General features: G+C 62.9%; 16 protein-coding genes. 6 read left to right on the top strand and 10 right to left on the bottom strand.

Features of this window, described 5'->3' with window-relative positions:
• Window positions 1-146: 146 nt before the first annotated feature.
• Window positions 147-1,061, top strand: a complete 915-nt coding sequence (locus tag C4J92_RS11980; protein ID WP_124362570.1) for a GGDEF domain-containing protein — start codon at window positions 147-149, stop codon at window positions 1,059-1,061.
• Between the two features lies 1 nt (window position 1,062).
• Complete coding sequence (locus C4J92_RS11975) at window positions 1,063-2,100, top strand: AraC family transcriptional regulator (RefSeq protein WP_124403973.1); 1,038 nt, start codon at window positions 1,063-1,065, stop codon at window positions 2,098-2,100.
• Here the strand turns inward: C4J92_RS11975 and C4J92_RS11970 are convergent.
• The 6 genes from C4J92_RS11970 to C4J92_RS11945 form a co-directional block, all read right to left on the bottom strand.
• A complete protein-coding gene (locus C4J92_RS11970; RefSeq protein ID WP_124366798.1) occupies window positions 2,087-2,968 on the bottom strand; it encodes a LysR family transcriptional regulator in 882 nt (293 codons plus the stop codon). The two genes, C4J92_RS11975 and C4J92_RS11970, sit on opposite strands and share 14 nt — an antisense overlap.
• Before the next feature lie 196 nt (window positions 2,969-3,164).
• Complete coding sequence (ycaC, locus tag C4J92_RS11965) at window positions 3,165-3,782, bottom strand: isochorismate family cysteine hydrolase YcaC (RefSeq protein ID WP_057722054.1); 618 nt, start codon at window positions 3,780-3,782, stop codon at window positions 3,165-3,167.
• A 27-nt stretch (window positions 3,783-3,809) separates the two neighbouring features.
• Window positions 3,810-5,648, bottom strand: coding sequence for an amidohydrolase (locus C4J92_RS11960; RefSeq protein ID WP_124403972.1), 1,839 nt, complete (start codon window positions 5,646-5,648; stop codon window positions 3,810-3,812).
• Window positions 5,645-6,235 carry an antibiotic biosynthesis monooxygenase gene (locus C4J92_RS11955; protein ID WP_124366795.1) on the bottom strand — a complete coding sequence of 197 codons (591 nt, stop codon included), beginning with the start codon at window positions 6,233-6,235 and terminating at the stop codon, window positions 5,645-5,647. The genes C4J92_RS11960 and C4J92_RS11955 overlap by 4 nt, the downstream gene beginning before the upstream one ends.
• A 140-nt stretch (window positions 6,236-6,375) precedes the next feature.
• Window positions 6,376-7,359 (bottom strand): hypothetical protein, encoded by a 984-nt coding sequence (locus tag C4J92_RS27215; protein WP_256657479.1) that lies wholly within the window; start codon window positions 7,357-7,359, stop codon window positions 6,376-6,378.
• Between the two features lie 148 nt (window positions 7,360-7,507).
• Window positions 7,508-8,416, bottom strand: coding sequence for a LysR family transcriptional regulator (locus C4J92_RS11945; RefSeq protein WP_124403971.1), 909 nt, complete (start codon window positions 8,414-8,416; stop codon window positions 7,508-7,510).
• 204 nt (window positions 8,417-8,620) lie between these two features.
• Between C4J92_RS11945 and C4J92_RS11940 the strand changes: the two genes are divergently transcribed.
• Together C4J92_RS11940 and C4J92_RS11935 are read left to right on the top strand one after the other, a co-directional pair.
• Window positions 8,621-9,019, top strand: a complete 399-nt coding sequence (locus tag C4J92_RS11940) for a helix-turn-helix domain-containing protein (RefSeq protein WP_124362564.1) — start codon at window positions 8,621-8,623, stop codon at window positions 9,017-9,019.
• Between the two features lie 59 nt (window positions 9,020-9,078).
• The gene (locus C4J92_RS11935) at window positions 9,079-11,850 is read left to right on the top strand and encodes a winged helix-turn-helix domain-containing protein (RefSeq protein ID WP_124403970.1); all 2,772 of its coding nucleotides are present in this window, start codon (window positions 9,079-9,081) and stop codon (window positions 11,848-11,850) included.
• On the opposite strand, the gene C4J92_RS11930 is transcribed toward C4J92_RS11935, so the two are convergent.
• Complete coding sequence (locus tag C4J92_RS11930; protein ID WP_124403969.1) at window positions 11,797-13,248, bottom strand: winged helix-turn-helix domain-containing protein; 1,452 nt, start codon at window positions 13,246-13,248, stop codon at window positions 11,797-11,799. The genes C4J92_RS11935 and C4J92_RS11930 overlap by 54 nt on opposite strands.
• A 149-nt stretch (window positions 13,249-13,397) precedes the next feature.
• Window positions 13,398-14,348, bottom strand: a complete 951-nt coding sequence (locus tag C4J92_RS11925) for a GlxA family transcriptional regulator (RefSeq protein ID WP_124403968.1) — start codon at window positions 14,346-14,348, stop codon at window positions 13,398-13,400.
• 179 nt (window positions 14,349-14,527) lie between these two features.
• Between C4J92_RS11925 and C4J92_RS11920 the strand changes: the two genes are divergently transcribed.
• Window positions 14,528-15,250, top strand: coding sequence for a pirin family protein (locus C4J92_RS11920; protein WP_124403967.1), 723 nt, complete (start codon window positions 14,528-14,530; stop codon window positions 15,248-15,250).
• Window positions 15,251-15,366: 116 nt separating this feature from the next.
• Window positions 15,367-15,753 carry a hypothetical protein gene (locus tag C4J92_RS11915; protein WP_124403966.1) on the top strand — a complete coding sequence of 129 codons (387 nt, stop codon included), beginning with the start codon at window positions 15,367-15,369 and terminating at the stop codon, window positions 15,751-15,753.
• 89 nt (window positions 15,754-15,842) lie between these two features.
• Here C4J92_RS11915 and C4J92_RS11910 read toward each other — a convergent pair whose 3' ends face one another.
• A complete protein-coding gene (locus C4J92_RS11910; RefSeq protein WP_124403965.1) occupies window positions 15,843-17,195 on the bottom strand; it encodes a Fic family protein in 1,353 nt (450 codons plus the stop codon).
• Between the two features lie 706 nt (window positions 17,196-17,901).
• Window positions 17,902-19,530 carry a PvdJ/PvdD/PvdP-like protein gene (locus tag C4J92_RS11900; RefSeq protein ID WP_124403964.1) on the bottom strand — a complete coding sequence of 543 codons (1,629 nt, stop codon included), beginning with the start codon at window positions 19,528-19,530 and terminating at the stop codon, window positions 17,902-17,904.
• Between the last annotated feature and the right edge of the window lie 107 nt (window positions 19,531-19,637).

The raw sequence follows: 19,637 nt of genomic DNA, 5'->3' as shown, positions 1-19,637 counted from the left end.
CCGCTATCGGGAGCAAGCCCCCTCCCACATTTTGATTTTCATCGCCCTTTGACGTGAGCTGATCCGACCCTCCCCCACCGTCATCCAACCGTCACATGCATCTGCTGTGCTGGCGCCCACGACTGGATCACCGAGGGACCCGCCCCATGTTCTGCGTGCTCAAACCCCATCGCTGGAAGCTCGCCCTGCTGCTGATCGCCGCCAACCTCGGGCTGATCCTGCACCTGGCCTGCGGCGAGCTCAAAAGCCTCAGTGAGTGGGTGTGGCTGGATATCGTCGGTGAAGGCGGTTCGGCGCTGCTCGCGTTGATATGGCTGGGCCTGGTGCTGAAAAGCCGCCCCGCCGGGCGGGTCACCAACTACTTGGCGCTGGGCCTGTCGTGCATCTTTTTTTCCTGGTGGATCGACAGCCTCGACGAGTTCATTCGCCTGCCCGACAGCATCACCTGGGACCACTGGCTGGAGTCGGGGCCGATGCCGGTGGGCATGATCCTGCTGACGATCGGCATCTACCACTGGCATCGCGAACAACTGGCGATCAGCGCACAGATGGAAAAGCGCGAGCGCCTGTTCCGCGAGCATCGGCTGTTTGACAAACTCACGCCCCTGGCCGGTGCCGACTACCTCAAGCGCCAGCTCGAAAGCAGCCTGCACGACAGCCGCGACCAGCAGCAACCGCTGTCGCTGCTGGCCCTGGACCTGGACCACTTTGCCGCCATCAACCAGGCCTACGGGCATGCCGAGGGCGATGCGGTACTGCAGGCGGTCAGCCATGTGCTGTTGCTCAACCTGCGCCGCCAGGACCTGCTGTGCCGCCTGGCCGGCGACCGCTTTGTGGTGCTGCTGGCCAACACCGGCGAGCGCCAGGCTCAGGGGTTGGCGCTGGAGTTGCAGCAAGCGGTGCAGAGCCTGGCGCACAAAACCCGGCTGCAGGGCGAGCGCCTGCAACTGGCGGCGACCACGGCGGTGGTAATGGCCCTGGACGAGCCGCCCCACGACTTGCTCAGGCGCCTCAACCTGGCGCTGGCGCGGGCCAAGCAACCCCTTGCGAAAAGCGCCTGAGATGGCCGTCAAAGCCAGTTGGTATGAAAGCGACAGCCGCTTCATTCCCGGCCATTACCAGCCCGCCACGTTGATCGACCTGGCCTTGTCCCGGGACATCGATAGCCATCGCCTGCTGCGCGGCACCGGGCTGTTCCACGAAGACATCCTGGCCGGCAACGCGCGCTTGAGCCCCCGGCAGTTCCTCGACGTGATCGGCAACAGCCGCAAACTGCTGGACGCCGATGACAGCAGTTTCCTGTTTGGCCAACGCTTGCTGCCCGGCCACTATGGCGCGGCCAGCCATGCACTGGGGCATGCGCAGAATCTGCACCAGGCGCTGGAGATCCTGATCCAGCAACAGGTGCTGCTCAGCCCGCTGGTTACGTTGAACCTGGAGCTGGATGAGCACCATGCCTACCTGTACTGGCGGGACAGTTGCGGCGCCGGCGAGCACTGGCGCTTTGTGCTGGAGGCGAGCATGACCTCGCTGGTGGCCATGAGCCAATGGCTCAGCGGCCAGCGCCTGCCGTGGGTGTGCGGTTTCAGCCACGCCGAGCCGCGCTATGTGGAGCAATACTGGGTGCACCTGGGCGAACACACGCGCTTCGAACGTCCATTGGACATGATGTGCCTGCCGCGCGAGTACCTGACCCGCGCCTGGCCCGGTGCCTCGGCCACGGCAGGCCAGGTGGCGCGCCAGCACGCCCGCGAGCAGATCGACCAGTTGGGCTTTGCCGCCAGCTTTCTCGACTGCCTCCATGACTACCTGCGCGAGCACGTACGCCAGCCGCCGAGCCTGGAACAGGCCGCACTGGCCTTCGCCATGAGCCCGGCGACCCTCAAGCGCAAGCTGCACAAGCACGACACCGGCTTTCAGCAACAGGTGGACCGGGTACGCAAGCACATGGCGTTGCACCTGTATCAGGTCAAAGGCTTGAGCAACGATGAAGTCGCCGCGTACCTGAACTTCAACGATGCGGCGAACTTTCGGCGCGCGTTCAAGCGCTGGACCGGCAGCACGCCCAGCCTGATCCGTCAGTTGTTCAGCAGCCGCTAGCCAGGCGTTCGCGCAGGAACTCGACCAACGCCTGCACCGGCCGCGAACTCTGCCGATGCTGGGGGTACACGGCCGACAGGGTCAGGGCTTCGGGGGCGAACGCGTCCAGTACGCTGACCAGGCGGCCGTCCTTCAACGCGTCGCCGACGATAAAGGTCGGCAGGTAGGTCACGCCCAGGCCGGCAATCGCGGTGTCACGCAGCAGATCGCCGTTATTGACGCGCATGCGCCCGCTCACGTTCAGCGCTTGCAATTTGCCCTTGAAGCGCCATTGCACGTGGCGGCCGTGGCCGTAGGGCAGGCAATCGTGGGCGGCGAGGTCATCGGGCTTTTGCGGTGTGCCGCGCAGGGCCAGGTAGTCAGGGCTGGCGCAGTAGACCCGTGGGATGCTGGCGATACGCCGGGCGATCAAGGTGGAGTCTTCCAGGGTGCCGATGCGCAGCACCAGGTCGTAGCCTTCGCCGATCAGGTCCACCGGGCGGTCGCTGAGGTCGACCTCCACCGCCACCTCGGGATAGCGCTGCAAGAACAGCGGCAACAGGCAACCCAGATGCGCCATGGCAAACGACAACGGCGCGCTGAGGCGAATAGTGCCGCGCGGTTCGCTGTTCTGCCCGGCGATGCCCTGCTCCACTTGCTCCACGTCACTGAGCAGGCGCAAGGCGGATTCGTAGTAACTCTGGCCCAGTGGCGTGACATCCAGGCGACGCGTGGAGCGGTTGAGCAGGCGCACGCCGAGGCGATCCTCGAGCTGGATCAGACGGCGGCTGACAAACTGCTTGGACAGGCCCAGTTGCTCGGCGGCGGCGGTGAAACTGCCGGATTCCATGACCTGGCAAAACAGGCGCATGTCTTCGAAAGGGTTCATTGTCGCTTCTCGGTGGACGATGGGCTGTTTTATAACCGGTTGGTCGCAGCACCACAAATCAAAATGTGAACACAGGCAAATGTGGGAGGGGGCTTGCTCCCGATAGCGGTCGGTCAGCTACAAATAAGCTGACTGATAGACCGCTATCGGGAGCAAGCCCCCTCCCACATGGATTACCGACAGGTTTGAGGACGAGTTACTTGGCCGTGAACGCCGAGTAGCTGTTCATCAGGTTGCGGTAGTTGGGGATGCGCGGCGACAGCAGGTTGGCCAGGCCTTCCATGTCGTTGCGCCAGTCAACCTGCAGCTCGCAGGCCACGGCGAACCAGTTCACCAGCTGCGCACCGGCCGCAGTCATGCGCGCCCAGGCGGCTTGTTGCACGGTTTCGTTGAAGGTGCCGGAGGCGTCGGTGACTACGAACACCTCAAAGCCTTCATCGAGGGCACACAGGGTCGGGAACGCGACGCACACATCGGTCACCACGCCGGCAATGATGATCTGCTTGCGGCCGGTCGCCTTGACAGCCTTGACGAACTCTTCGTTGTCCCAGGCGTTGATCTGACCAGGGCGGGCGATGTACGGCGCGTCCGGGAACAGCGCCTTGAGTTCCGGTACCAGCGGGCCGTTGGGGCCGCTTTCGAAGCTGGTGGTCAGGATGGTCGGCAGGTTGAAGAACTTCGCCACGTCGGCCAGGGCCAGTACGTTGTTCTTGAATTCGTTGGGGGAGAAATCCTGCACCAGCGAAATCAGGCCGGTCTGGTGATCGACCAGCAGTACAACAGCATCATCTTTGTTCAAGCGCGAATAAGTCATGCGGGTAACTCCTTTGGGTAGTGACAATCAGAAGGCAAAGCACGAACAGCCAAACGCACCCCAGAAACCCTGGAAGTCGCTGACCGGCACGCTGGAAAGACGGGCTTTTTCATGGCTGTGGGAATGCACGCCACACGGGCCGCTGCACTGGTGAACTTGAGCTTGCAGCGGTGAGCTGGGGCGCCAGTGCCCGGGTACCTTGACCACCGGCGACCAGTCCGGCAGTACCGGAACGCGCGGTGGCGCGAAATCTTCGAAGTCACCGGCGCCGTAGACCACCTTGCCGCCGACCACGGTCAGCACCGATTCGATCCACTTGATGGCTTCTTCATCGACACTGAAAAAATCTGCCGACAACGCCGCCACGTCTGCCAGTTGGCCGACCTTGATCTGGCCTTTTTTGCCCTGCTCGGACGAGAACCAGGCGCTGCCGTGGGTAAACAGTTCCAACGCGGTGAGGCGCGGCAAGCCCTCGGCGTGCAGCTCCAGGCCACCGACGGTGCGGCCGCTGACCATCCAGTACAGCGAGGTCCACGGGTTGTAGCTCGACACCCGCGTGGCGTCGGTGCCCGCGCCTACCGGTACGCCTTCGGCGAGCATGCGCTTGATCGGCGGCGTGGCTTCGGCGGCCTTGGCACCGTAACGCTCAACGAAGTATTCGCCCTGGAACGCCATGCGGTCCTGGATCGCAATGCCGCCGCCCAGGGCGCGCACGCGCTCGATGTTTTTCGGGGTGATGGTTTCGGCGTGGTCGAAGAACCACGGCAGGCCATTGAACGGTATGTCGCGGTTGACCTTTTCGAACACGTCGAGCATGCGCGAGATCGACTCGTCGTACGTGGCGTGCAGGCGGAACGGCCAGCGCTGTTCCACCAGATGGCGTACCACCGGCTCCAGCTCCTGTTCCATGGTCAGCGGCAGGTCCGGGCGCGGCTCGAGGAAGTCTTCGAAGTCGGCAGCCGAAAACACCAGCATCTCGCCGGCGCCGTTGTGGCGCAGGTAGTCATCGCCCTGGTGCAGGGTGACGCTGCCGGTCCAATTCTTGAAGTCGCTGAGCTCTTCCTTGGGCTTCTGGGTGAACAGGTTGTAGGCGATGCGCACCGTCAACTGCTGGTCCTTGGCCAGTTGCTCGATCACCGCGTAGTCGTCGGGATAGTTCTGGAAACCGCCGCCGGCATCAATGGCGCTGGTCAGGCCCAGGCGATTGAGTTCACGCATGAACTGGCGGGTGGAGTTGACTTGATATTCCAAGGGCAGTTTCGGGCCCTTGGCCAAGGTCGAATAAAGGATCATCGCGTTAGGGCGCGCCACCAGCATGCCGGTGGGGTTGCCTTGGCTGTCGCGCACGATCTCGCCGCCTGGTGGGTTCGGCGTGTCCTTGGTGTAACCGGCCACGCGCAACGCGGCCCGGTTGAGCAAGGCGCGGTCGTACAGGTGCAGCACGAACACCGGGGTGTCCGGCGCGGCCTGGTTGAGCTCTTCCAGGGTCGGCATGCGTTTTTCGGCAAACTGGAATTCGTTCCAGCCGCCCACCACGCGCACCCACTGCGGCGTGGGGGTGCGGTCGGCCTGGTCCTTGAGCATGCGCAAGGCATCGGCCAGGGACGGCACGCCTTCCCAGCGCAACTCGAGGTTGTAGTTCAGCCCGCCACGGATCAGGTGCAGGTGCGAGTCGTTGAGGCCGGGAATCACGGTGCGGCCCTTGAGGTCGATGACCTGGGTGGCGCTGCCGCGCAGGGCCATGGCTTCACCGTCAGTGCCCACGGCGACGAAGCGTCCGTCACGGATGGCGACGGCGGTGGCGCGTGGGTTTTCCCGGTCCACGGTGTGGAACTGGCCATTGAACAGAATCAGATCGGCGTTCATAGGGTTTCCTTTTCAGAGGCTTCAAGCCAGGGAGCGAACAGGCGGGTGGCGGCCGGCATCAGCAGGTAAACCACCAGCAGCACGATGGTCAGGGTGACCAGGAAGGTGGAGACCACGTAGTTGGATAAAAACGGGTGCAACCGCAGGACCGGCCCCCAGATAAACGGCAGGAGCAGGGTTTGCGGCAGGATCACAAACAGGCTCACCACCGCCTGTTTCCAGCGCGGCGGCTTGGCCGCGCCGTCGGCCTGGGGGGCGAACCAGAATTCATTGGCGCCGCCGATTTCAGTCTGGTCGCCGTCGGCCAGCATTGGCGCCGCTTCATCGATCAGGGCCCGGCGTTGTGGCGACTCGAGCCACAACTCCAGGGCGTCGGTGGAGCGGTAGCGCAGTACGCAGGTGAACAGCGCCATGCCGCCCTGTTGGCTGCGCACTACGTCGACGCCAAGGTGGCCTGGGCGTTCACCGGCGATGCGCACGATGCGGCGCAGCCAGGCTTCGTACTCGGTTTCGCGGCCGGGCTTGACCCGGTGCTTGACGACCAGCGTGACGACTTCGTCGGGGCTGGTGTTAGGTGTTGGGTCCATGATTGGGTGTTTCCCCCCGGTGCATTGAGCGATGGGGGGAGTTTGCTGGGCAATGGCGGTGGAGAATTGAATGTATGTGCTGTTTGCCCCGGTGGTTTGGAGGCACGAGAGGAGCCCGTGCGGGCCCCTCCCCGCAACGCTCAGCTTGGCTTTTGGTAACCGACGCCCTGGAACGAGAACTTGAGCTCCTTACCCTCGCCGTTCATCCGAGTCACTTCCAGATCGCCTGTGATCGAATTGCGGAACCGACCATACAAGCCGTCGCTCTGGACTGAACCAACCTTGATATTGCCTTGGTCATCCGTCGTGAAGGGCGCAGAAAAACTGCCTGCAGTCGGCGCAATCTGCGAACTGCGATCGATCTCCTTGCCATAGTGTTCGACGAACCCGCTAAAACGTGTGGTCAAGCTAACCTTGCGATCGACGTAAAGGTCTTTGACATGTTGCTTGGGCCCCAATTTTTCGGGGTCCGTGACGTCCTGGATGTACCCGCTCAGCCGCAGCGGATTCTTCGGGTCTTGCTCCACGGTGAGGTTGTATTTATGACCGAACTTGAAATCCACCGCTGTACTGTTGCTCGCCCCTGGGCCACCATCCGCGTCGGAACTGCCGTGTGGCGCGGTAAAGTGCGACCCAAACCCGGAAAACGGCACCCGCGCCTTGCCGTCCTCCCGTGGCTGCAGCCCGATATACCCGCCGCCGAGGAAATTGCCCTGCTCGTCATTAATGCCGAACTGCATCGCGTAATAAATCCCCGCAGGCTCGCTACTGGTTCTTTGAGTGCCGGCGCCGATACTGATGGGGAAAGTAATGTTGCTCACCCCCTGGCCTGATCCCGGAACCGAGTAAGAAACGAGGTACATCCCATTGGGCGCTGAAGCTTCCTTCTTAACCTCCAGACGCGGATCGCTCACCCTGTCCAGCTTTGAAGTCTCGACAGTCACTGGCATTGCCGCCTGCCTGGAGACAACAGAGCCGGTTGAGCGCGCGAGGCCAGCGCCCGAGGCGGGGCGATCATCGCTTTCGGGTATTTGCCCCGGATGCCGCGACGTCGATGCGGGCGCGTCATGACGCGGCTCTGGTGTAACCGGTGCAATAACCTGTGGCTTCTGAGAGATATACATAGTCGTTACCAGCTCCTGCTTGAAAGTTGACCCATGGTAGGCGGGCCAACCCCAAGCGGGCAGCCGGAAAAAGCGTGCGCACCGTTAGGACTTTGCTGTACATCGAGGCCGGCCAGGTTAAAACGCCTTCGGCCCCAGGGCTGAACCGCTAAACCCCTTCGGCCATATGCTCCGCGATCTTTCCCCGCAACCAGCGCTCGGCCGGGTCATTGTCATGCACCCCGCTCCACACCATCGACAGCTCTGCCGCATCAATCGCGAACGGCGGGTCTTCGGCCCGCAGGCGGGTGCCTTCGGTCAAGGCGCAGGCCGCGTAATCCGGCACGGTCGCGATGATCTGCGTGCCTGCCAACAGCGCACGCAGCCCGCTGAACTGCGGCACCGCCAGCACTACCCGGCGCGAGCGGCCGATGCGTGCCAGGTCCAGGTCAATATTGCCGCTCAGGTCGCCCGAGAACGACACCATCGCATGGGGCCTGGCGCAATAATCGTCGAGGGTCAGTGGGGCCTCGCCATCATCGCCGCGCAGCACTTTGCAGGGAATGTCCCGCAGCTTCTTGCGCTTGGCATTGGCCGGCAGTTCCGTGGTGTAGCTCACCCCCACCGAGATTTCGCCGCTGGCCAGCAGCGACGACATCAGCAGGAAGTTGGCCCGGCGCACCACCACGATGATGCCCGGCGCCTCTTCGCGCAGGCGACTGAGCAATGGCGGAAACAACCCGAACTCCGCATCGTCGGACAAGCCGATGCGAAACACCGCGCAGCTGGTGGAAGGGTCGAAATCCTTGGCGCGGCTGACGGCGCCTGAAATGGTGTCCATGGCCGGTTGCAGTTCCTTGAGTATAGCCAACGCTCGTGGCGTGGGTTCCATGCCGCGACCGTTGCGCAGCAGCAACGGGTCGTCGAACAAGTCGCGCAGGCGGCCCAGTGCCGCACTCACCGCCGGCTGGCCCATAAAGAGTTTTTCGGCGACCCGGGTCAGGTTTTTCTCGAACATCAGCGCTTCGAAAATCACCAGCAGGTTCATGTCGACGCGGCGCAGGTCGTTGCGGTTCATGGCGGTATCCAAACGGTGTGCAGAGGGTCAGGAAAGCATGCCCGGAACGCTCTGGATTGCATACCTGTGCTGTCTTTTCCCCGCCCGAACCTGGCGAAATTAACAACGATTAACTCGTCAGCCAGGCGGTCCGGCAACAAGATAAGCGGCGTCTACACTGCATCCATTCACCGGGAACGCTCCCATCGACTGCGGATATTTGTCATGGCCCGACTCGAGCAATATGCCCCTCGTTTATCCGCCACCGGAGGCCTATGCCCCCGGCGCGAGCGTATCGCCAAGCAACTGATTCTCGCCAATCTCGGCGAAAGCCTGAGCATCGCCGAGCTGGCCCAGGCATGCGCCTTGTCGCGCAGCCATTTTTCCCGCGCATTCAAGTGCTCCACCGGGGTATCGCCCCAGGAATGGATTCGTCAGCAACGCATCCTGCGCGCCAAGGAACTGATCACCGGCTCGTCCCTGAGCCTCACGCAAATCAGCCTGGAATGTGGCTTCTGCGACCAGGCGCACTTCTGCCATATGTTCACCCGCAGCGAAGGCGTGAACCCGATGACCTGGCGAAACCACCACTCGCGTCCCAAACCCGAGGTGATCGCAGCCTAGTGGTCTTGATGCACCTGGAATATGCTGGCCCCTCCCCCGACTCCTGAACCTGTGCAGCCATGAATGACTTGAGCGACCAGGCCGTGCACTTCGGCCCTTACCGCATCCATCCGCGTGAGCGCCTGGTGCTGGAGGCCGGTCGCCCGCTGCGCCTGGGACGGCGGGCGGTGGATATTCTGCTGATCCTGCTCGAGCACGCCGGCAATGTGGTGAGCAAGCAGGAGCTGATCGCACGGGTCTGGCCCAAAAGCGTGGTGGAAGACGGCAACCTGCGGGTGCACATGGCCGCGTTGCGCAAGGCCCTGGGCGACGGCCAGGCCGGGCAGCGCTATATCGTCACGGTCGCCCAGCGCGGCTACAGTTTTGTCGCGCCACTGAGCATCGAACCGATGACGCTACCCACCGACGGCGGGCGCCCACGCCCAAGCCACAACCTGCCGCTGCGGCGCACGCGCATGCTCGGCCGCCAGGCGCTGATCGACGCGCTGGTGCAGCAATTGCCGCAGCAACGCTTCATCACCCTCACCGGTGCCGGCGGCATCGGCAAGACCACCGTCGCCCTGCGCGCGGCGGAGTTGCTGATCGGCCATTACCGCGACGGCATCCACCTGCTCGACCTGGCGCCGCTCAGTGCCGCCTCGATGATCCTGCCCAACCTCGCCGCCCTGCTGGGCGTCCCGCCTGGCGAGCATGCGCCTCTGGCCGCAGTTGCCCGCAGCCTGCAGGCACGCCAGATGCTGCTGGTGATCGACAACTGCGAGCACTTGCTCGACGACATCGCCCTGATCAGCGAAACCCTGCTGCGCCATGCGCCGCACCTGCACATCCTCACCACCAGCCGCGAAGCCCTGCGCGCCGAAGGTGAATACGTGCAACGCCTCGAACCGCTGACTTGCCCGCCCGCCACCGGCAACCGCGCCCAGGCCCTGGGTTACCCGGCCATGCAGCTGCTGATCGAACGCGCCATGTCCCATCAAGACAGCTTTGCCCTCAGCGACGCCGAACTGCCGCTGGCGATCGATATCTGCCAGCGCCTGGACGGCATTCCCCTGGCCATCGAGCTGGTGGCCGCGCAGATCGAGCGCTTTGGCTTAGCGGGCCTGCTGGTGCAGATGGAAGACAACTTTCGCCTGCTGACGCGCGGGCGGCGCAGCGCCCTGCCCCGCCAGCAGACCCTGCGGGCCACGCTCGACTGGAGCTTTGACCTGCTCACCGACTGCGAAAAAATCTGCCTGCGCCGGCTCGCGGTGTTTCGCGGCGGCTTCAGCCTGGTCAGCGCGGCGGCGGTGATCGCCGGGGAGCATATAGCCCCCACCGAAGTGCTGGGCTCGATCACGCAACTGGTGGCCAAGTCGTTGCTGAACGTGGACGCCAGCGAGGACGAGATGGTCTATCGCCTGCTCGATATCACCCGCACCTACGCCCTGGAAAAGCTCAGCCTCGCCGGCGAGCTGCAAGCCACCCGCGAGCGCCACGCGGCACGCTGCCTGGCCCTGATGGAACAGGCCCAGGGCGATTGGGAACTGATTGCCACACAGCCCTGGATAGACCGCTACGCCCCGCTGCGTGAAGACGTGCGCGCCGCCCTCGATTGGGGCTTTGCCGACACTGCGGGGCACTTACTGGCGATCCGGCTGACGGTCAGTGCGATGCCCCTGTGGCAGGAACTGTCGCTGCTGCGCGAGCACGCCGGCTATGTGGACAAGGCACTGGCGCTGATCGATCGGGTCGAAGCGCCCTGCACGCAATTGGCCCTGCAGCTGCAATTGGCCCTGGGCAGCCTCTCCTACCACGCCGTGGGCGCCGCGCCCCAGACCATCGCCGCGTTTGTCGGAGCCGCACGCCTGGCAGAAGAGCGCCAGGACCTGGCCGGCCAGTTGCGTGCGGTCTCCGGGCACATGGCGGCGAACCTGTGCGCCGGGCGCTATGTTCAAGCGCTGGAACAGAGCAGGCAGTTCGATCGCCTCGACCCGCGCACCGAGCCGCTGCTGGACCTGAGCACCCAACGCTTGCGCGCCCTGGCCCAGCATTACACCGGCCATCAGGCGCTGGCCCGACAGCAGGCCGAGCAGGTGCTGCAGCGCATGAGCCACAGCGCCCACGTGAACCGCTTCGCCCATGGCGTCGGCGTGCAATACGACCAGAGCGTCGCGTCCCTGACCGTGCTGGCGCGAATCCTCTGGTTGCAAGGCTTTCCCGAACGCGCCTGGCGCACCGCCAGCCAGGCACTGGAACTGGCGCTACAGATCAACCACGGTACGTCGATCTGCTACACCCTGGCCCTGGCCGGTGTGGTGATCGCCCGCTTCAACGGTGCCGAAGACGATGCGCAAACCCTGCAAAGCCTGCTGCTGGAGCAGTCCCACACGCATTCGGTGCAACTGTTCCAGACCTGGGCCGGGCATTACGCCGGCATCCTGTGCAACGGGGATTTACAGGGCCTGGGGCTGATCGAGGACACCCTGGTCACCTTCGGCATGCAGCACGTCGATGAGCCAGGTCTCGAACGGGCGCGCAGTGGCGCGGCGGGTTGGTGTGCCCCGGAGATCCTGCGGGTCTATGCCGGGCAGGCAGCGCTGCGAGGTGATACCCAGGGCGCGCAGACGCTGCTGCTCGAAGCCCTCGACCTGGCGCGCCAGCAAGGCGCCCTGGCCTGGGAGCTGCGGTGTGCGGGCTCCCTGGCGCAACTGTGGCAACAGCAAGGACGCAAGCAGGCAGCCATCGACTTGCTGAACCCCCTCTACACTCGATTTACCGAAGGCTTCGCCACCCAGGATCTACTGCGCGTACGCCGCCTGCTCGACGAGTTGCAGGACAAACGGCCGGCCTGAAAACGCGCCCAGGCACTCGCCGTAGCCTTGTTGCAAGCGCGCTACCTGAAGCGGGTCGCGCAGTTGCGCCAAGGCGTAGCTGCGCACGCAGTTGAACAGGCGATAGCGCGTCGGGCCCAGGCCGGGCTCGACGCTCAGCAGCGACATATTCACCAGACGCGCCAGCAGGTAAGCCAGGTCGGCGTGTTCAAGCTCGGTACCGCTCACCATTTCGCTCAAGGTGGGCAGGGTCACCGCCATCTTGAACAAGCCCAGCTGCAGGAACAGCCAGCATTCCGGCAGGCTCAGGCGCGCATAGCTCCAGTCCAGCGCAGCGGTCAATGAACGATGGCGTTCCACCGCGGTGCGACGACCGCGGCTCAGCCCGTGCAAGCCCACGCACAATTGCTGCTGCACACCGCCGATGCCGAGTGCGTCGACCTGGGCGGCGGCCAGTTCAAGGGCCAACGGGATGCCGTCCAGCCGCCGGCAAATCTCACGCAACGGCGCCAACTCCTGAGGCCGCAACGCAAAACCCTGCTGACTGGCGCGTGCCCGTGTGACGAACAGTTGCACCGCAGGCCAGGCCATGGCCTGCTCGACACTGGCCAACGCTGACGGTGACGGCACGCTCAGCCGTGGCACGCGCACCACCCATTCACCAGGCGCCAGCAAAGCTTCGCGGCTGCTGATCAGCACGCTGACCTGGGGTGCCCGTTCGCCCAATGTACGCACCAGTGTGCGACAGGCACCGAGCAGCAGGTCGGCCCCATCGAGTACCAGCAACAACTGGCGCGAGGCTAACTGTCGGGCCAGCTCGTCGAGGCTGTCGGCGGGGTCCAGCTGTAATACCGTGGCCAGCTGGCCGAGCAGTTCGCCCGGGGTTTGCAGGCTGGTCACGTCGACCCACCACACCCCATCGCGATAGCGGGGCACCATGCGTTCGGCGAGGGCCAGGGCCAGCGTACTCTTGCCGATGCCGGCAACACCGGTAAGGGTCAACAGGCGCTGCCCGGCGATGCGGCGCACCAGCACAGCCACCAGTTCATCGCGACCGAGCACCGGGCTGAGCCGTGCCACCAGGTTGTGCTGTGCCGGCACCGTCGGCAGTGTGCCTTGCACGGGCGCGGCGAAGCAGTAGCCACGCTGCGGGTGGTTGAGGATGACACGCTGCCCGTCGAGGGCGCGACGCAACGCGGCAATGTGCACGCGCAGGTTATTGTCCTCGACCACGCTGTTGGGCCAGACCCGCTCGATCAAGGTCGCCTTGCTGATAAATTGCCCCGGCGCTTCCAGCAACACCGCGAGAATATCCAGCGCCCGCCCGCCCAGCGGCACCGGCCAACCGGCCTTGCTGACCAGGCGCTGGTGCCGATGAAAGGTGTAGGGGCCGAAGCTCACCGCCGCAGAATCATTCATGTCCGTAACCGCGCTGAAACACCCGTGCTTGAGTGCCTGCGCATCCTTTTCCGTGGGCTCGACGTTATCTTGCCAGCTGAGGATGACAGGACAATCCCGGCACGGGGAGCGATACGGACAATCGGGTGCCTCAGACGGACATTGTGTCGTTAACTGAACTGTTGTCGGTATTGGGTAGGGTTCAGGCCGAGCTTTTCACTGAACAAAAAGCGCATATGCCGCACGCTGCCGAAGCCGGCGTGGAAGGCCACGGTCTTGAGCGGTAAATCGGTGGTTTCCAGCAACTGCCGCGCACGGTCAATGCGCGCGCCTTGCAGGAACGCCATGGGTGTCATCTGCACTTCCTTGGCGAACAGTCGCGCAAAGTGGCGCGCACTCATGCCGGCCAGCTCGGCCATGGACTCGATGGTAAAGGGTTGGTCGAGATGCGCCAGCACATGGTGCTGCACACGGGTGATTGCGGTTTCCTGGGGCGCCACGGCAGCGGTCATCGGACTGAACTGGGCCTGGCCACCCTGGCGCTTCATCACCACCAGCAACACCTTGGCCACGTCCACCGCCACTTGCTTGCCATGGTCCTGGGCGACGATCGACAGGGCCAGGTCGATACCGGCAGTGACCCCGCCCGAGGTGATCAGCCGCCGGTCCTGCAGGTAGATGCGATCGGTCTCGACCATGGCGTGGGGGAACGCCTTGATCAGACGCTCGGTGTAGTGCCAATGAGTGGTCACGCGGTGCCCGTCAAGCAAGCCGGCATGCCCGAGCACAAAGGCGCCGGTGCAGATCGAACCGAAACGTCGGGCCTGTGGCGCCACCGCCTTCAGCCAGGGCAGCAGCGCAGGATGGCATTCGTTATAGGCACCCGGGCCGCCCGGTACCAGCAGCAAGTCGTAGTTCGCCTGGGCCTGCTCCAGCAGCAGGTCGGTCTGCACCATCACGCCATTGGAGGCACGCAACGGCCCGGGCTCGGTGCCGATGGTGAGGATGCGGTAGTGGTCGGCCGCCGGCAGGTAGCGGTTGGCAATCGAGAACACTTCGAGCGGCCCGGCCATGTCGAGCAGCAGGAAGTCCGGGAACAGCGCCATGGCCACGGTTTTCATAGGTGGGAATGTCCATCAAGTAGAAAGGCGACGCGCATTATGGCATGACTTTACTGTCAACCCAGATATGACAGTTATTCAGATTCCATCTTCTTAATGAATTATCCGTTAACCATTAACCTTCTTCTCAACGCAAGCGCCCTGCATTTCGCAGCCCGCGCTCACTTGAGGACTGGACCATGCTGACCCTTCGCAAAGCTTCCGAACGCGGCGCCGCCAATCACGGTTGGTTGAAGTCATTTCACACCTTCTCCTTCGCCAACTACTGGAACCCCAAGGAGCAGGGTTTTTCCGACCTGCTGGTGATCAACGATGACCGCGTCGCCGCCGGCAAAGGCTTCGGCCAGCACCCGCACCGCGACATGGAAATTTTCTCGTATGTGCTCGAAGGCGCCCTGGAACACAAGGACACCCTGGGCACCGGCTCGGTGATCCGTCCCGGCGATGTGCAGCTGATGAGTGCCGGCAGCGGCGTCGCCCACAGCGAATTCAACCACAGCCAGCGCCAGAGCGTGCACTTCCTGCAAATCTGGATCGTGCCCAACGAAGCCGGGGCCAAGCCGCGCTATCAGCAGGAGCACTTCAGTGAAGCGCAAAAACGCGGACGCCTGCAGTTGATCATCTCGCCGGATGGCGCCGACGGTTCGTTGAACGTTCGCCAGGATGCACGGGTGTACGCCGGGTTGTTCGATGGCGATGAAAGCGCGCAACTGGACCTGGCGCCGGATCGCTACGCCTACATCCATGTGGCGCGCGGCAGCGTCGAGCTCAATGGCCAGCGTTTGCAGGAAGGCGACGGTGTGCGGGTACGGGACGAGCGCGAGATTCGCCTGAGCCACGGCGAAGACGCCGAGGTGCTGGTGTTCGACCTGCGCCCCAACGAACTGCCGCAGATGCCATGACCATTGTTGGCATCGATAGTCACCATCAGCGCAATGAAGTTCTCTTAAAAACTGCGACGCGTAACATCAAACCCATGCCAAACGGCACCCAACCAAGACACTCGGAGCACACACTCATGAAACGCCAACTCTTGCTTAGCCTCGCTTTCTCGGTACTGGCTGCAAACGCTTTCGCCCACCCGGTAGTCGCTGAAGGCGGTGCGGAACGCCTGATTGAAACCCGCGTTGCCGAAGGCGGTGCCGATCGTTTGCAGGAACGCGGCCTGGCTGAAGGCGGTGCAGACCGCTTGCAGGAACGTGGCCTGGCTGAAGGCGGTGCAGACCGTTTGCAGGAACGTGGCCTGGCTGAAGGCGGTGCAGACCGTTTGCAGGAACGTGGCCTGGCTGAAGGCGGTGCGGACCGCTTGCAGGAACGCGGCCTGGCTGAAGGCGGTGCGGATCGTTTGCAGGAACGTGGCCTGGCTGAAGGCGGTGCTGATCGCCTGCCGACCAACCAGGTATAACCCTGGCTGTTGAAGGGACACCCCAAACCGGCCTGATCAGCCGGTTTTTTTTCGTCTTCGATTTATGCATTAAAGCAGGTTTGAAACGCTCAACCTATGGCTGTCAGCTTCTTCAAGTTGGCCTGCGCATCGTCCCGCGCGATGTACAGGAAACTTTTCCCTTCCTGTACCTTGAACAGAAGTTTCATACCGACCAGTTTTTCAAGATCTTTGCGTGCAGTGTTTTCCGAAATGTCATAGTCATGGGTGAGTTCCTTGGGCGTATAGATGCGCCCAGGATGTTGCAGCACTTTCTTCAAGAAATGGCCCTGTCGGTAATTCAGCCCCTCCTTTAAATCAAGGGCATCCAGCCAGCTCATCAGCTCGACGGCTTCTAGTCTTTTACCTTCGAAATACAGCATGAATTCGTTTATTGCGCGTTCGATGATCCGCAACTGATAGATGACGAAATAGGTCAGATCGAACCCATCGGTTTCCGTATGGATATACGAACGCCCATATTGCATGGGGGCTTCTTTAAGCAGTGCGCTGATGGAAATGTACTCAAAGGGCCAATAACCACTTTTGAGCATGAACCAATAAAACAAAGCGCGTGCGGTCCGACCGTTGCCGTCTCTGAAGGGATGTTCATAACCCAGCATGAAATGAAGGATGATGGCCTTGACCACTGGATGGATAAAGTGCGCGCCGCCTTGGCCGTCATGCTGATCGTTGGCAAACCTGCAAAGCGCCTCGAGCCTGTCCGGCAGCACTGCGGCCTGAGGTGGTTGATGAATGATTTCATTCCCGGCGCCGCCAACAAAAATATCGTTGGTCGTCCTGATATGCCCAGGGCGAACATCGTCCTCTTCAATACCCGCCGTTGCGATGGCATGAAATTCACAGATCAACGCGACAGACAGCGCTTCGCCCTGGTTGTACTTGGCATGTTTCATCAGGTGATAGTTGTTGAGGATCATCCGCTCATCATCATTCTGCGGCGCACGCTCCTTGGCCAGCATGTCCTTGGCGATCTTGCGCGTAGTCGCCGCACCTTCCAGCTGGGCACTGGAGATGGCCTCCTCCATCATCAATGAATCGACCAGGTACTGAGCATTATCGCGGTATTGAGGAGACGCCGCGGCTGCGCCGCCCAGGCTTGAGGTGACGGACTCGACGGCGTGAATCACCGCATCACTGAAATCCGTGGAACACAAGAAAAAAGCGCTGCCGCATTCGCTCTTGAGCTCAAGGGTCTTGCTTGCACAGGCGCGGGACATCTTGATGGCGGCCCACGCGGCCTCCTTATTCACGCCGGGTGTGGGGTAACGGCGAAATTCATCCCAATGCAGATACCGGCCTTTGTCATCGACCGCCTTGAACATGCGTGCAAGCTCGAAAACCTGCAAGCCGTGACGACTCAGTAACGTGTCGAAATCAGTGGGGTTATGGATTTTTGCCACAACTGAAACTCAATTTTTGAAAATTGAGTTGATCGTGGCGCATGGGCGCTCAGACGTCAACGTTTGCAGAGACGCCTCAGCCTGTAGTGAGCCGCCGTCAGGGCGGCACCCTAAGCCGCCGTTACCGCAGCAACCGATATTTACTCGCCCTGATCCAACATCCTGATCGGCTGTCAGGCCGCCATCGGGGCATGGGTATCTACACAACTTGTAGCACCCTACGGTAACCACGATGCGAAGCGAGCCGCTCTTGATCTTGATCTTGCTCTTGATCTCAGGCGCCCCGTTAAACCACGCTGGCCGAACGCAGGTTTGAATCCGTGGGTAACCCGGCAGGACGCCGGGTTAGCCGCCCTGCGCCATGGATGGCGCATGGCGGCGGCCCACGGATTCAAGCCGGAGTGAGGGCACACCGAGCCGAAGCGAGGTGCCGAGTGGTGGGGCGAGGACCTTTTGGTTACTTTTGGGTCCTTCCAAAAGTGACCCGCTGTAAGAGCGGAACCGCCAGCCGCCGTTACCGCAGCAACGGATATGTACTCGCTCTGATCCAACATCCTGGTCGGCTGTCAGGCCGCCATCGGGGGCAAGCCCCCTCCCACATTTGGAACGCGCGGCATCAGTTAGAGAGGCTTCGGCTCCTGGGCCGCCACAGGTTCAGGGGCCGTGCCAAAGTTGTGTAGATACCCATGCCTGTGACGAGTTGTCCTTACGCTTCGCGCTTGACCTTCAAGTGGCGCGCATACCACGGCCGCTGCGGCACGCGCTTGAACAGGCCCTTGAGCAGATCGTCATCGGCGCCGAAGGTGATGCGCAGGGCCAGTTTCATGATTTCCGGGTCCATTTCCATCGAGCGTCCCTGCTGCAACCCCGGCGTGGTGCTGCAGCCATGGGTGTCCGGGCCGAGCCAGGGGTCGCCTATTTCAACCCAGCGCCCCGGCGCAAACCAGGCTACGCCGTTGACCTCGAGCCGGGCTACTTCGCCGGGATTGAAGCGTTCGTGGGCGCGAAACCAGTCTTCGATACGGTCATCGATCCACCCGTGGAAGTGCCAGAACACCGGGTTGACATGGGATGAAAACGGATCACCGAGGAAGTCGTTTTCCGGCGCATACCAGCGCGCGGCAAAGTCCGCAGGGTCGCGGGCGAACGGCACCGGGGCGCCGTTTGAGGGGTCGCGCGGCACCGAGGCCCAGCGCATGTGCAGCCAGTCGTGCAGGCCCAATTCCATTTCCGAGCCCAATTGGCCGAGCGTCAATCGGGCCAGGTAGCGCGGGTCGCGGTATTGGGATTCCCACACCTGGAAATTGCTGTGGTAGGTCTCAGCGGCCTTGATGTCGCTGACCCACTGGGTGTAATCGGCGTCGTCCGGCGCCGACCAGTAGGGCGGCAGCGCAAAGCCGTCGTGGTTGTCGAAGTAACGCAAAAAGCCCTGGCGATCACGCTCCAGCGCTGGCTGCGGCGCGGGGAAATGCGGCCATGACGGCAGCTCCTGCAGGGAGCGGGCAGTGCCGAGCATATGGCGGTGCATGAAGAAGAAGTCGATGCCCGAGCCGTTACGGTCCTTGCGCTTGCCCCGCGCATCGCGCTCCTGGCCACGCGGCCCGGGTTGCCAGCCGATGCCGCGCAGGGCTTCGCGTTTTTCCTCGGAGAGTTTGTGCCATTGGTCACGGCTGGCGTGCCACAGCTGGTGAAACAGGCGATGTTCGGGGGCAATCAACCACGCCAGCAGGGCCTCGTTGAGGCCGATACGCTGGCGGGCTTCGGGGAACAGCTGTTTGTGGGCGATAAAACGGTTGTCGCGCTCGGTCAATGCCAACGGCCGCTCGAGGTCGAGGATCTGCCCACTGAGGGTGGCACTGCCGGCATTGCCGAAGTCGGCCCAGACTTCATCGAGGGTCATCTTGAATTCGTAGGCCGGAATGCCCGCCGCCGAATCGCGGTCGATCAGCCGCCAATAGAGCAACGCGCCCTCGCCCGTCAGCAGATCGCCCAAGACACGGTAGCGTGGTTCGCCGTCGCCACGCAGGTTCTCGGCGGTGTCCAGGTAGCCGCGCAAGCCCCGCCCACGGGGTGCGACATCCAGCAGCAATTGCAGGCCCTGCAACGGCAGGCCCTTGAGGCCGGCATCACGGCCTTCCAGACGCAGATTCCACACGCCGCGCAAGGTGTTCGCCAAGTGCTGGCCCTGGGTGTCGGCCAGGTCGACCGTGGCTTCGCCGGGGGTGACCGGGAATTCGTCTTCCCGTGTCAGCTCGCGATGGGCATAAAAGGCCGCAGGCACGGCCGCGCCGGTCAGCGCCAGGCCTGCGATGAACCCACGTCGAGAGATCGTCATTGTCTACCTTAGGAAACGGCTTAATCAGAGCTAGAACGTTTTCAACCTGGGGAAATTTACCGGCCCTGGGCCGCCGGCTAAATTTCCCCGGCCATCGCTCGTTCTTC

The organism is Pseudomonas sp. R3-18-08 (assembly GCF_003852065.1).
In the GTDB taxonomy this organism is placed as follows: domain Bacteria; phylum Pseudomonadota; class Gammaproteobacteria; order Pseudomonadales; family Pseudomonadaceae; genus Aquipseudomonas.
This window is presented reverse-complemented; position numbering and strand designations above follow the sequence as displayed.

Bases quoted from the DNA above. Each gene is read 5' to 3' on its own strand.
- C4J92_RS11980 (WP_124362570.1), top strand. From the start codon at position 147: ATGTTCTGCGTGCTCAAACCCCATCGCTGGAAGCTCGCCCTGCTGCTG.
- C4J92_RS11975 (WP_124403973.1), top strand. From the start codon at position 1,063: ATGGCCGTCAAAGCCAGTTGGTATGAAAGCGACAGCCGCTTCATTCCC.
- C4J92_RS11970 (WP_124366798.1), bottom strand. From the start codon at position 2,968: ATGAACCCTTTCGAAGACATGCGCCTGTTTTGCCAGGTCATGGAATCC.
- ycaC (WP_057722054.1), bottom strand. From the start codon at position 3,782: ATGACTTATTCGCGCTTGAACAAAGATGATGCTGTTGTACTGCTGGTC.
- C4J92_RS11960 (WP_124403972.1), bottom strand. From the start codon at position 5,648: ATGAACGCCGATCTGATTCTGTTCAATGGCCAGTTCCACACCGTGGAC.
- C4J92_RS11955 (WP_124366795.1), bottom strand. From the start codon at position 6,235: ATGGACCCAACACCTAACACCAGCCCCGACGAAGTCGTCACGCTGGTC.
- C4J92_RS27215 (WP_256657479.1), bottom strand. From the start codon at position 7,359: ATGTATATCTCTCAGAAGCCACAGGTTATTGCACCGGTTACACCAGAG.
- C4J92_RS11945 (WP_124403971.1), bottom strand. From the start codon at position 8,416: ATGAACCGCAACGACCTGCGCCGCGTCGACATGAACCTGCTGGTGATT.
- C4J92_RS11940 (WP_124362564.1), top strand. From the start codon at position 8,621: ATGGCCCGACTCGAGCAATATGCCCCTCGTTTATCCGCCACCGGAGGC.
- C4J92_RS11935 (WP_124403970.1), top strand. From the start codon at position 9,079: ATGAATGACTTGAGCGACCAGGCCGTGCACTTCGGCCCTTACCGCATC.
- C4J92_RS11930 (WP_124403969.1), bottom strand. From the start codon at position 13,248: ATGAATGATTCTGCGGCGGTGAGCTTCGGCCCCTACACCTTTCATCGG.
- C4J92_RS11925 (WP_124403968.1), bottom strand. From the start codon at position 14,348: ATGAAAACCGTGGCCATGGCGCTGTTCCCGGACTTCCTGCTGCTCGAC.
- C4J92_RS11920 (WP_124403967.1), top strand. From the start codon at position 14,528: ATGCTGACCCTTCGCAAAGCTTCCGAACGCGGCGCCGCCAATCACGGT.
- C4J92_RS11915 (WP_124403966.1), top strand. From the start codon at position 15,367: ATGAAACGCCAACTCTTGCTTAGCCTCGCTTTCTCGGTACTGGCTGCA.
- C4J92_RS11900 (WP_124403964.1), bottom strand. From the start codon at position 19,530: ATGACGATCTCTCGACGTGGGTTCATCGCAGGCCTGGCGCTGACCGGC.